Source organism: Pseudomonas migulae NBRC 103157, from assembly GCF_002091715.1.
Lineage (GTDB): Bacteria > Pseudomonadota > Gammaproteobacteria > Pseudomonadales > Pseudomonadaceae > Aquipseudomonas > Aquipseudomonas migulae_A.
This window is the reverse complement of the sequence record NZ_BDAG01000074.1, coordinates 1-12,355: the sequence shown is the minus strand read 5'-3', so window position 1 is coordinate 12,355 and position 12,355 is coordinate 1. Positions and strand designations below refer to the sequence as shown.

General features: G+C 59.7%; 7 protein-coding genes. 5 read left to right on the top strand and 2 right to left on the bottom strand.

Going from position 1 to position 12,355, the window contains the following annotated elements; genetic code table 11:
- Positions 1-948 precede the first annotated feature (948 nt).
- Positions 949-1,833 (bottom strand): LysR substrate-binding domain-containing protein, encoded by an 885-nt coding sequence (locus PMI01S_RS30095; RefSeq protein ID WP_084323814.1) that lies wholly within the window; start codon positions 1,831-1,833, stop codon positions 949-951.
- Between the two features lie 160 nt (positions 1,834-1,993).
- Here PMI01S_RS30095 and ydiJ point away from each other — a divergent pair, with 160 nt between their 5' ends.
- Positions 1,994-5,017: a D-2-hydroxyglutarate dehydrogenase YdiJ gene (gene ydiJ / locus PMI01S_RS30090; RefSeq protein WP_084323813.1), complete on the top strand. Its 3,024-nt coding sequence runs from the start codon at positions 1,994-1,996 to the stop codon at positions 5,015-5,017.
- Here ydiJ and PMI01S_RS30085 read toward each other — a convergent pair.
- Positions 5,010-5,636, bottom strand: coding sequence for a TetR/AcrR family transcriptional regulator (locus PMI01S_RS30085; RefSeq protein ID WP_084323812.1), 627 nt, complete (start codon positions 5,634-5,636; stop codon positions 5,010-5,012). The two genes, ydiJ and PMI01S_RS30085, sit on opposite strands and share 8 nt — an antisense overlap.
- A 171-nt stretch (positions 5,637-5,807) precedes the next feature.
- On the opposite strand from PMI01S_RS30085, the gene PMI01S_RS30080 reads away from it, so the two are divergent.
- The 4 genes from PMI01S_RS30080 (at position 5,808) to PMI01S_RS30065 (ending at position 12,111) form a co-directional block, all read left to right on the top strand.
- Entirely contained in the window at positions 5,808-6,086 is a 279-nt protein-coding gene (locus tag PMI01S_RS30080) for a LysR family transcriptional regulator (RefSeq protein ID WP_084323811.1), read from the top strand.
- A 141-nt stretch (positions 6,087-6,227) separates the two neighbouring features.
- Complete coding sequence (mexE, locus tag PMI01S_RS30075; protein ID WP_084323810.1) at positions 6,228-7,472, top strand: multidrug efflux RND transporter periplasmic adaptor subunit MexE; 1,245 nt, start codon at positions 6,228-6,230, stop codon at positions 7,470-7,472.
- A gap of 11 nt (positions 7,473-7,483) precedes the next feature.
- The gene (locus tag PMI01S_RS30070; RefSeq protein ID WP_084323809.1) at positions 7,484-10,678 is read left to right on the top strand and encodes an efflux RND transporter permease subunit; all 3,195 of its coding nucleotides are present in this window, start codon (positions 7,484-7,486) and stop codon (positions 10,676-10,678) included.
- Positions 10,675-12,111: an efflux transporter outer membrane subunit gene (locus PMI01S_RS30065; RefSeq protein WP_084323808.1), complete on the top strand. Its 1,437-nt coding sequence runs from the start codon at positions 10,675-10,677 to the stop codon at positions 12,109-12,111. The genes PMI01S_RS30070 and PMI01S_RS30065 overlap by 4 nt, the downstream gene beginning before the upstream one ends.
- Positions 12,112-12,355 lie beyond the last annotated feature (244 nt).

Sequence of the window (12,355 nt, the reverse complement as noted above, 5' to 3'; positions counted from 1 at the left end):
ACTACACAAATCACCTGTAGGAGCCGGCTTGCTGGCGATCGCGGTGGGGCAGTCGACAAGATGATCGTCTGAACGGACGTCATCGTCAGCAAGCCGGTTCCTACAGGGGGGCGTACGCCTGGAGAGTTTTGTCGTACTGCAGGACGATAAAGGCTGCTTCCCTCGCTACATTGCCGGTCTCGACTCTCGCATCGACATTGGCCGGGAATCTATCGAGCGTATGCCCAAGGAATTCTCTGGTTAATTGAATTTCATCCGGCACTCAGGCACTACACAAATCATCTGTAGGAGCCGGCTTGCTGGCGATCGCGGTGGGTCAGTCGACAAGATGATCGTCTGAACGGACGTCATCGCCAGCAAGCCGGCTCCTACAGGGGTGCGTACGTCTGGAGAGTTTTGTCGTACTGCAGGACGATAAAGGCTGCTTCCCTCGCTACATTGCCGGTCTCGACTCTCGCATCGACGTTGGCCGTGAATCTATCGAGCGTATGTCCAAGGAATTCTCTGGTTAGTTGAATTTCATCCGGCACTCAGGCACTACACAAATCACCTGTAGGAGCCGGCTTGCTGGCGATCGCGGTGGGGCAGTCGACAAGATGATCGTCTGAACGGACGCGATCGTCAGCAAGTCGGCTCCTACAGGGGGGCGTACGTCTGGAGAGTTAAAGTGCAGTCTGCCGGAGGCATTTGAAACCCTGTGGAGCAATGTGCTCGGCCCAGCGAGAGAGCGAATTCTGCCGTTCGGCGTTTCGTCCCTGGGCGACGACGGCGATGACGCCAAGGTCGTGGGCTTGGCTACGCGTTCCTCGGACGATAATCAGCCCCCTGTCGGCGCTGAGCGTGCTTGCGATGGTCGTCAACGATAACGCGGGGCACCCGATTGCCCGCATCGTCCAGACGTTCTTCGCGAGCAGGCTCGCTTCCACAGAATCAGATCAGCGGCATCGGTCAGATCTGTTCCAGCAACCAGCTACGGAAGGCGATCAGCGATGGCAGCCTTTCGTTGCGCGGCGGGTAGGTCAGGTAGTAACTGCGTTGACTGGCGAAGGGCAGGCCGAGGCTGATCAGCTCGGCGTTGGCCAACTCGTCGGTGACCAGGATGCGCGGTACCAGACCGATGCCGATGCCGGCCCTGACGGCCTGGATCAAGTGCGAGGTGAGTTCGAAGCTCGGTCCCAGACGCATCATTCGATGGGGCAGGCCATGGTGGCTGAACCACTCGCCCCAGACGTTGGCATTGTTCGCGACGTTGAGCAGCGTCTGTCCGCCAATGCGCTCCGGGGTCCAACTGTCATGGGCCTCGGCCGCTTGTGGAGACATGATCACCATCAGTTCTTCCGTGTGCAGACGATGGCTGATCAGGCCCGGCAGGTCGGAATTGCCGACGACGATTGCAGCATCGATGCCGCTGGTTTCGAAGTCGATGGCGTCGATCCGGGAGTTGATGTGCACCAGCATGCCGGGATGGGTTTTGTAGAAATCGTGAAGACGCGGCAATAACCACTTCGAACCGAACGTTGGCAGTGTGGCCAGGCGCAAGGTGCCGCTGCCCGATTGATAAGCCATCGCCTGCAACGTGGCGCTGCGGATGCGTCCGAGCGCTTCACTCATTTCCCGCTGATAAAGACGACCGACATCGGTCAGCTGCACCTGCCGGCCTTCGCGGCGAAACAGCGTCAGGCCCAGTTGCTGCTCCAGCGCCTGGACTTGTCGGCTGACGGCGCTTTGGGTCAGTGAGAGCTCCATCGCGGCACGGGTGTAGCTTTCATGCCGAGCGGCGGCTTCAAAGGCCAGCAGCAACGACATGGAGGGGGTGAGGTGGCGGTAATTCATTCGTAAAAGTCATCGATAGCGGCAGGATTATGCGTTTGTCCGGCGCCAAAACCTACGGGATCATTGACGCAGCCGACGACCTGAGGCTGACCGATTAATGCCCAGGCGACAAGTATTTTGATTTTTTTTCGTGATTAGACCGACAAGAGAACAGCCTGCAATGATCGCCCAGTTGCCCACCGTTGCACTCGCGGCACAGTACCCGGAATTTCTTCAAGCCCTGCGTGCCAGCGGTTTCCGCGGTCAGCTCAGTGCCGACTACGCCACCCGCACCGTGCTGGCGACCGACAACTCGATTTACCAGCGCCTGCCGCAAGCGGCGGTGTTCCCGATGGACGCCGACGACATCGTGCGCATCGCTGCATTGATGGCCGAACCGCGCTTTCGCCAGATCAAGCTGACCCCGCGCGGTGGCGGTACCGGCACCAACGGCCAGTCATTGACCGACGGCATCGTGGTCGACCTGTCGCGGCACATGAACACGATTCTGGAAATCAACGTCGCCGAGCGTTGGGTGCGGGTGCAGGCGGGCGTGGTCAAGGACCAGCTCAATGCCGCGCTCAAGCCTCATGGGCTGTTCTTCGCACCGGAGTTGTCGACGTCCAACCGTGCCACCGTCGGCGGCATGATCAATACGGATGCCAGCGGCCAGGGCAGTTGCACCTACGGCAAGACCCGCGATCATGTGCTGGAACTGCACAGCGTGCTGCTCGGTGGTGAGCGTCTGCACAGCCATCCACTGTCCGACTCTGAGTTGGAGGCAGCATGCGCACAGCCCGGCCGCATCGGCGAGGTGTACCGCACCGCGCGGCAGATACAGGAAACCCAGGCCGACCTCATCGAGTCGGTGTTCCCCAAACTCAATCGCTGCCTGACCGGTTACGACCTGGCGCACCTGCGAGACGAGCAGGGGCGTTTCAACCTCAATAGCGTGCTGTGCGGTGCGGAAGGTTCGTTGGGCTATATCGTCGAGGCCAAGCTCAACGTGCTGCCGATTCCCAAGTATTCGGTGCTGGTGAACGTGCGCTACAGCAGCTTCATGGATGCGCTGCGCGACGCCAATGCGTTGCTGGCGCACAAGCCGTTGTCCATCGAAACCGTGGATTCCAAAGTGTTGATGCTGGCGATGAAAGACATCGTCTGGCACAGCGTCGCCGAGTATTTCCCGGCAGACGCCGATCGCCCGACGCTGGGTATCAATCTGGTGGAGTTCAGCGGGGAAGACCTGTCGGACGTGAACGCTCGCGTGGCGTCGTTCGTCGAGCATCTGCAGGCCGACACGACGATCGAGCGCCTGGGCCATACGCTGGCCGAAGGGGCCGAGGCGGTAACCCGCGTGTACGCCATGCGTAAACGCTCCGTCGGGTTGCTGGGCAACGTCGAAGGCGAGGTTCGGCCACAGCCTTTTGTTGAAGACACTGCCGTGCCACCGGAGAAACTGGCCGACTACATCACAGAGTTTCGTGCATTGCTCGACAGTTACGGCCTGGCCTACGGCATGTTCGGTCACGTCGATGCCGGCGTGTTGCATGTGCGCCCGGCGCTGGACATGAAAGACCCGGCCCAGGCCGCGCTGGTCAAACCGATTTCCGATGCCGTGGCCAAGCTGACCCAGCGTTATGGGGGGTTGCTGTGGGGCGAGCACGGCAAGGGTTTGCGTTCGGAATATGTCCCCGAATTTTTTGGCGAACTGTACCCGGCGCTGCAATCGCTCAAGGGCGCGTTCGACCCGCACAATCAGCTCAATCCCGGCAAAATCTGCACGCCACCGAATGCCGTCCAGGGCTTGCTCAAAGTCAACGAAGTCACGTTGCGCGGTGATCTGGATCGGCAAATCGATGAGCGTGTCTGGCAAAGTTTCGGCAGCGCTGTGCACTGCAACGGTAACGGCGCCTGCTACAACTACGACCCCAACGATGCGATGTGCCCGTCGTGGAAAGCCACCCGTGAACGCCAGCATTCGCCGAAGGGCAGGGCGTCACTGATTCGCGAGTGGTTGCGCCTGCAAGGTGCGGCGAATATCGATGTACTGGAAGCGGCCCGGGGCACGTTGTCTTGGCTTGGCGGGTTGCCGACGCGGTTGCGCAACAACCTGGCGCGTTCGCGGGGCGAGGCGGATTTCTCCCACGAGGTGTACGAGGCGATGGCGGGTTGTCTGGCCTGCAAATCCTGTGCGGGGCAATGTCCGGTCAAGGTCAATGTACCGGAATTCAGATCGCGTTTTCTGGAGCTGTATCACGGTCGCTATCAACGTCCGCTTCGTGACTATCTGATCGGTTCGCTGGAGTTCACCATTCCTTATATGGCTTACGCGCCGGGCCTGTACAACGCGGTGATGGGCGCGAAATGGATGAGCCGCTTGCTTGAACGACACGTCGGCATGCTCGACAGTCCGTTGATCAACCGCTACGACTTTCAGGCCACCCTGACTCGCTGCAACGTCGTTGCCGCCAGCGTGCCGGCCCTGCGCGCACTGACCGTCGAGCAACGTCAGCGTAGCGTGGTGCTGGTGCAGGATGCCTTCACCCGTTACTTCGAAACCCCATTGCTGGCGAGCTTTATCGAGTTGGCGCACCAGTTGGGTTATCGGGTGTTTTTGGCGCCTTACAGTGCCAACGGCAAGCCTTTGCATGTCCAGGGCTTCCTCGGCGCATTCGCCAGGGCGGCGATCCGTAACGCCAGTCAGCTCAAGGCGCTGGCTGACTGCGAAGTGCCGCTGGTGGGGCTGGACCCGGCGATGACGCTGGTCTACCGCCAGGAGTACCAGAAAGTGCCGGGGCTCAATGCCTGCCCGAAGGTTTTGCTGCCCCAGGAATGGCTCTTCGATGTGCTGCCTGAAAACCCTCTTCCCGCTACGCAGACATTCCGTTTGCTGGCGCACTGCACCGAGAAGACCAACGTCCCGGCCAGTACTTCGCAATGGGAAGCCGTGTTTACCCGGCTTGGACTCAAGCTGGTGACGGAGGCGACTGGCTGTTGCGGGATGTCCGGCACCTACGGCCATGAAGCACGAAACCAGGACACTTCGCGGACCATTTTCGAGCAGTCATGGGCCGGCAAACTGGACAAGATGGGTGAAGCGCTGGCGACGGGTTACTCGTGTCGCAGTCAGGTCAAACGCTTGGCCAGCAGACAACTTCGTCATCCGTTGGAAGTGGTGTTGGAGCATTCGCGCGTCAAGTGAGAGGGATTGAGTCGTCCTTTGGACGGTCAATGCAGGCTGAAACGCTTGCCTGCTTTTCTGTTTTAGAGGCAGCAGGCCATGCATCGATGACCGACTGCAGGAACTGCCTGGACAACTCAGGGTTGTCCAGCGCCCTGGCAATCAGCATCGCCCCCGCTATCGACGACAGTATGCGCAGCGATTCCTGGTGCTTCTCGTCATGGGTTTCGCCCTCGACCAACTCCATCAGCAAGTCGATCAATTGCTCGATGCCTTTGGTGAAGGAACTGCTGACAGCGCCGCCGGTGCGGGCAACATCGGCGGCCAATGCCGGAATGGGGCAGCCGTCGGTCCAGTTGTTCAGATGCCCTTGCGTCAGGTAACGCCTGATGAGTTCGGGAATCGATTTGGCGTCTTGCCAATCCTGAATATTGGACTCGAACGTCCGGGTTACAGCCTCCGATGCCAGCTGTTCCTTGCCGCCCGGAAACTGTCCGTAAAAACCGCCGTGGGTCAGGCCGACGGAACGCGACAGTTCACCAATACCGATGCCATCGATTCCCTTTTCCCGGTACATACGCGACGCGGCCGTGAGGATTGCCTCTTTGTTCGCGGCGGCCTGGTCTTTCGTGACTTTCATGAGACTGCTCCTGTAGCCCGTTTGGTTTCGCTTACGCAAAGCTTCGCTGAGAGGCTGGTATTGATGATGCGCGTCATATAAAGTCGCTGCAATGGCTTTGTCGGCATCGACGCCAGTCTGGCGATCCCGGGCCGGCGGCTCAAGTCAAAAATCCCTACGTGGACCTGACCCATGAAACGTAATGATCTGCGCAGTATCGATCTGAATTTGCTGGTGGTATTCGAAGCGCTCATCCAGGAACGCAACCTCACTCGCGCTGCTGAGCAGTTATCGCTGGGCCAGCCCGCTGTCAGCGCGGCACTGGTGCGACTGAGAAAGCTGTTCAACGACCCTTTGTTCGAGCGCATCGGTCGCCGGATGGTGCCCACCGCACGGGCATTGAGTGCGGCGCAGACGCTGGGGCCGGCGCTGGATTGCGTTCGTACTGCGATCACCAATACCAAGGTTTGACCGGGCCGATCCCCTTTTTTGTCCTTAAACATGACGGCTATCATTATTGATGATAGCCAACTTCATTTCATTCGATTCGTCGTGACCTCGCGCGAGGCCGAGAATCCGGAAAATTCATAAATCGTCTGGCGGACATACCCCATGGAACAGTCACTCAAACCTTTGCGTTATCCCCTTGCCGCGTTGGCGCTGGTGGCACTTGCCGCCTGTGAACGCACGCCCAGTGCCGCGCAGGCTCCGGGGGCGCCGCATGTCACCGTCGCCAAGGTGCTCGAGCAGCCCATTACCGAATGGGATGAAGTCACCGCTCGCCTGGAAGCACCGGAAACTGTAGAGGTTCGTCCACGGGTTTCGGGGCAGATCGAACGCGTTGCCTTTACCGATGGCGCGTTGGTGAAGAAGGGCGACTTGCTGTTCCAGATTGATCCACGTCCGTTCGAACATGAAGTGCATCGCATCGAGGCTCAGTTGCAACAGGCTCGCGCCACGCTGGTTCGTACCGGTAACGAAGCGCAGCGCGGCCAGCGGTTGTTGAGCAGTAACGCGATCTCCGCCGAGCTGGCCGACACCCGCACCACCACCGCGCAAGAAGCCAGGGCTGGCGTCGATGCCATTCAGGCGCAGCTGGATCTGGCGCGTTTGAACCTCAGCTTCACCCGCGTCACCGCACCGATCAGCGGCCGTGTCAGCCGTGCGGAAATCACCGCTGGCAACATCGTGACCGCCGACACCACAGCGCTGACCAGCGTGGTCTCCACCGACAAGGTCTACGCCTACTTTGATGCCGATGAACGCATGTTCCTCAAGTACAGCCTGCTTTCCCGTCAGGGCCAGCGCGGTCAAGCCACCCCGGTGTACATGGGCTTGTCGAACGAGGAGGGCAACAGCCACCTCGGGCAGATGAACTTTGTCGACAACCAGGTCAATCCGAAAACCGGCACCATCCGTGGCCGCGCAGTGTTCGACAATGCTGACGGTCAGTACACCCCCGGTCTGTATGCCCGGTTGAAACTGGTGGGCAGCGCCGCCTATCCCGGCCTGCTGATCAAAGATGAAGCGGTGGGCACCGACCTCGGCAAGAAATTCGTGCTGGTGGTCGATCAGGACAACAAAGCGGTCTATCGCAGCGTCGATCTGGGGCCGAAGCTTGAAGGCTTGCGCATCGTGCGCAGCGGTCTGAAAAAAGAAGATCGCATCGTCATCAATGGCCTGCAGCGTGTGCGGCCCGGCGCAGTCATCGACCCTCAGGATGCGCCGATGGCCAGCCCGGAAACGGTCGCCACACTGGCCCGCCAGCGTCAGGCGATCGATGCCTCCAATCAGACGACCTCCGCTAAATCACCCGCTCTGGTGAAAGCGGAAGCTGCCGCTGCGCCTCGCGGATAAGGAGCATCGACATGAAGTTCTCCCAGTTCTTTATCACGCGCCCGATCTTCGCGGCGGTGCTGTCGCTGCTGATTCTGATCGCTGGCGCCATCTCGCTGTTCCAGTTGCCGATCAGCGAATACCCCGAGGTGGTTCCACCGACCGTCGTGGTCCACGCCAACTATCCGGGCGCCAACCCGAAAGTCATCGGCGAAACCGTGGCGGCTCCTTTGGAGCAAGCCATCACCGGCGTCGAGAACATGCTGTACATGTCCTCGCAATCCACGGCTGACGGCCGGCTAACCCTCACCGTGACGTTCGCCTTGGGCACCGATCTGGACAATGCCCAGGTTCAAGTCCAGAACCGTGTGACCCGCACCGAGCCAAAACTGCCCGAAGAAGTGACGCGCATCGGTATTACCGTCGACAAGGCGTCACCCGAACTGACAATGGTTGTGCATCTGACCTCGCCGGACAAGCGCTACGACATGCTGTACCTGTCCAACTACGCAATCCTCAACGTCAAGGATGAGCTGACGCGCCTGAACGGTATCGGTGACGTAAAGATGTTCGGTATCGGCGACTACTCGCTGCGTATCTGGCTCGATCCGAACAAGACCGCTTCACGCAACCTGACCGCGACAGACGTCGTCAACGCGGTGCGTGAACAGAACCGTCAAGTCGCGGCCGGGCAACTGGGTTCGCCCCCGGCGCCCAATGCCACGAGCTTTCAGATGTCGATCAACTCCCAGGGGCGGCTGGTCAGCGAAGAAGAGTTTGAAAACGTGATCGTCCGCAGCGGTGCGAACGGCGAGATCACTCGCCTCAAAGACATCGCACGGATTGAACTGGGTTCCAACCAATACGCATTGCGCGCCCTGCTCAACAACCAGGAAGCGGTAGCGATGCCGATCTTCCAGCGACCCGGTTCCAATGCGATCGACGTCTCCGACCAGGTACGGGAGACGATGGCCAGGCTCAAGCAGAATTTCCCGGAAGGCATGGACTACGAGATCGTCTATGACCCCACCATTTTCGTCCGCAGTTCGATTGAAGCGGTGGTCCATACGCTGTTCGAAGCGCTGGTCCTGGTAGTGCTAGTGGTGATCCTGTTCCTGCAAACCTGGCGTGCCTCGATCATTCCGTTGGTGGCGGTGCCGGTGTCGCTGATCGGTACGTTTGCGGTGATGCATTTGTTTGGCTTCTCGCTGAATGCCTTGTCGCTGTTCGGTCTGGTGCTGGCCATCGGCATCGTGGTCGACGATGCGATTGTGGTGGTGGAGAACGTCGAGCGAAACATTGAGTTGGGCCTCGACCCGAAGGAGGCCACCCAAAAAGCCATGGGCGAAGTGACCGGGCCGATCATCGCCACGGCGCTGGTGTTGTGTGCGGTGTTCGTGCCAGCGGCGTTCATCTCCGGGCTGACAGGACAGTTCTATAAACAGTTCGCGTTGACCATTGCCATCTCCACGGTGATCTCGGCGTTCAACTCGCTGACCTTGTCGCCGGCATTGGCGGCCGTGTTGCTCAAGGCCCATGGCTCCCCGAAAGATCGTTTCTCCAAAGTGCTGGATCGCATGTTTGGCGGTTGGCTGTTCAAGCCGTTCAACCGTGTCTTCGAAAAGGCCAGCCATGGTTATGTGATTGGCGTGGCCAAAATCATTCGCGGCAGCAGCGTGGCCTTGCTGGTATATGCCGGACTGATCGCCATGACCTACATGGGTTTCAGCACTACGCCGACCGGCTTCGTACCGACTCAGGACAAAAAGTACCTGGTGACCTTCGCGCAACTGCCGGATGCCGCGAGCCTTGATCGAACGGAATCGGTGATTCGCCGCATGAGCACCATCGCCATGAACGAGCCGGGTTTCGACAGCGCCGTGGCATTCCCCGGGCTGTCGATCAATGGTTTCACCAACAGCCCGAACGCCGGCATTGCGTTCATCGGCTTGAGTTCTTTCGATGAGCGTAAAGACCCGAGCCTGTCAGCCCGCGCGATTTCCGCCTCGCTCAATGCCAAGTTCGGTGGCATTCAGGATGCTTACATCGCTGTATTCCCGCCACCGCCGGTGCAAGGCCTGGGCACCATCGGCGGCTTCCGTCTGCAGATCGAGGACCGCGGCAACCTGGGTTATGACGAGCTGTATAAAGAGACGATGAACGTCATCACCAAGAGCCGTAGCGTTCCGGAACTGGCCAACCTGTTCACCAGTTACACCGTCAACGTGCCGCAGGTCGAAGCCGCCATTGACCGGGAAAAAGCCAAGACTCACGGCGTGAAGATCAACGATATCTTCGACACCTTGCAGGTGTACCTGGGCTCGCTGTACGCGAACGACTTCAACCGTTTCGGCCGGACCTATCAGGTCAACGTGCAGGCCGAGCAACAGTTCCGCCAGGAGCCTGAACAGATCGGTCAGTTGAAGGTGCGCAATGATCGCGGCGAGATGATTCCGTTGGCCACGTTCGTCAAGGTCAGCCCGACATCGGGCCCTGACCGGGTTTCGCACTACAACGGTTTCCTCACCGCAGAAATCAACGGCAGTGCAGCCCCCGGCTACAGCTCCGGCCAGGCACAGGCCGCCATCGAAAAACTGCTGAAGGCAGAATTGCCTAACGGCATGACCTACGAATGGACCGACCTGACCTACCAGCAGATCTTGTCCGGCAACACGGCTCTGCTGGTGTTCCCGCTCTGCGTGCTGTTGGCGTTCCTGGTGCTGGCTGCGTTGTATGAGAGCTGGAGCCTGCCATTGGCGGTGATTCTGATCGTGCCGATGACCCTGCTGTCGGCGATTGCCGGGGTGATCATTTCCAAGGGTGACAACAACATCTTCACCCAGATCGGCCTGATCGTGCTGGTCGGCCTGGCTTGCAAGAACGCGATCCTGATCGTCGAATTCGCCAAGGACAAACAGGACCAGGGCCTGTCGCCGCTGGATGCAGTGCTGGAAGCCTGCCGCCTGCGCCTACGGCCGATTCTGATGACGTCCTTCGCCTTCATCATGGGCGTGATTCCATTGGTGACATCCACTGGTGCCGGCTCGGAAATGCGTCGTGCAATGGGTGTCGCGGTGTTCTCCGGAATGCTCGGTGTGACCTTCTTCGGATTGCTGCTGACGCCAGTGTTCTTCGTTCTGATCCGTCGCTACATCGAGCGCAAAAACGCGCGCAATGCCACCAAGGCTCATCAGGCAAACGCACTCAATCAGGAGGCGCATTCATGAATACCTTGAAGCTTTTTTTACCCAGCCTTCTGGTCGTCGCGCTCGCCGCCTGCACGGTGGGCCCCGACTACAAAGCGCCCGACACCGCGCCTGCCAACATCGTGTCGGCGCAAGCCGGACACTACGATCAATCGCGTTTTGAAACGGTGTGGTGGCAGCAGTTCGATGACCCCACGCTGAACCAGTTGGTAAGCAAGTCCCTGGAAGGCAACCGCGACTTGCGCGTCGCGTTTGCTCGCTGGAAAGCGGCCCGGGCGATTCGTGACGACATCAGTAACGACAATCTGCCGGTCGTCACCAGCCGCGTCAGCAGTCAGCATGGCAAGTCGCAAGTGCCGGGCCAGACCGACAGCCGAGTCAATATCGAGCGTTACGATCTGGGCCTGGACATGGCGTGGGAAGTCGATCTCTTCGGCCGGATCCAGCGCCAACTGGAATCCAGCGACGCCCAGGAAGATGCTGCAGCGGCAGACCTGTATCAGCTTCGCGTGACGATGATTGCCGAGCTGGTGGATGCCTACGGCCAATTGCGCGGCGCGCAGCTGCGGGAAAAAATCGCCCTGGCGAACCTGAAGAATCAACAGGACTCGCGCACCGTGACGGTCAGCCTGCGCGACGCGGGCGTGGGCAGCGAACTCGATGTGGTGCGTGCCGACGCACGTTTGGCGGCTGTCGAGGCAACTGTTCCGCAACTGCAAGCGGAGCAGGTGCGGCAGAAAAACCGCATCGCCACGCTCTTGGGTGAACGCCCGGATACATTGAGCGTGTCGTTGAACCCCGCCGAGTTGCCCGCTATTGCCAAAGCGCTGCCGATCGGTGATCCCGCCGAATTGTTGCGCCGGCGTCCCGATGTGCTTGCCGCCGAGCGCAGGCTGGCTTCCGCTACTGCTGATATTGGCGTGGCCACCGCCGACCTGTTTCCGAGAGTGAGCCTGAGTGGATTCCTCGGTTTCACTGCAGGCCGTGGTTCGCAGATTGGCGCCAGCGCGGCCAGGGCCTGGGGGTTGGGTCCGAGCATTACCTGGGCGGCATTTGACCTGGGCAGTGTACGGGCGCGCATTCGTGGTGCCGACGCCAATGCCGAAGGCGCCTTGGCCACCTATGAACAGCAAGTGCTGTTGGCGCTGGAAGAATCGGAAAACGCTTTCAGCGATTACGGCAAACGCCAGCAGCGGTTGCTGTCGTTGATCAAGCAAAGCGAGTCGAGCCGTGCGGCGGCAGACCTGGCGGCTATCCAGTACAAGGAAGGCACGGTGGATTATCTGGTACTGCTGGATGCGCAGCGTGAACGGCTGAACGCCGAGGATGCTCAGGCGCTGGGGGAAATTGATCAGTACCGGGGAATTGTTGCTATCTATAAGGCGCTGGGGGGAGGGTGGGGCAGTGGTGGCCAACGAACTGATGGTGGCTTGAAATCTATCGCCCAGCGCTGACGGTGTGGATCGGCCTGGCGGATACCTTCGATAGGGAAAAGAATTTTTAAGCGGGGGTTGACCGCGTATTTTAATCCTGTACTATTCGCCTCCCGCTAGCGAGCAGCTTGATGTTGCTTCTGGCCTAAGCGATTGATTTTGATAACAAAATCATTAGTTTTTAAGGGTTGCAACTAGAGGAGGCGTGCTGTAAAGTGCGCGCCTCGGTTGAGACGAAAGGCTCAACCAACCGCTCTTTAACAAT